1 protein-coding gene is annotated in these 462 nt (G+C 58.7%); it reads right to left on the bottom strand.

Going from position 1 to position 462, the window contains the following annotated elements:
* A partial coding sequence (locus tag JWG43_RS18110) for a KpsF/GutQ family sugar-phosphate isomerase (protein WP_371925223.1) occupies positions 1 to 462 on the bottom strand: 462 nt, incomplete at both ends.

Below are 462 nucleotides of genomic sequence, written 5' to 3'. Positions count from 1 at the left end.
GGGGTGGAATCGCCGGAAATCTTCCGGGCGAAAGCCGTGCGCCTGCAAGAGCGTCAGAGCCAGAGCATCCCCCAGGGCAAGCTGCATGGTAGTGGATGTCGTGGGGGCGCAACCGATAGGGCAGGCTTCCTTCACATCAGGAAGCTGTAACACATAATCGGCATTTTTTCCCAGCATGCTGTCAGGCCGTTTTGTGACGGCAACAAGTGGTAGGCGATAGCGGGCCGCATAGGCGATGATGTCCGTTAATTCCTGGGTCTCTCCCGAGTTTGAGAAGGCAAGTACGGCGTCCCCCTTGGCCAGCATGCCCAGATCCCCATGGCTGGCTTCCGCCGGGTGGATGAAGAAGGCGGGACTGCCCGTAGAAGCCAATGTAGCTGCAACCTTGCGCGCTACATGACCGCTCTTGCCCATGCCGGTAACTGCGATGCGTCCATCTATATGCAGCAAGCAGTCTACAGC

The sequence above is a fragment of the Desulfobulbus alkaliphilus genome (assembly GCF_016918545.1).
GTDB classification, from domain to species: Bacteria; Desulfobacterota; Desulfobulbia; order Desulfobulbales; family Desulfobulbaceae; genus Desulfobulbus; species Desulfobulbus alkaliphilus.
Note: the sequence above shows the minus strand (reverse complement) of the source record. Positions and strands in the feature narration are given on the sequence as shown.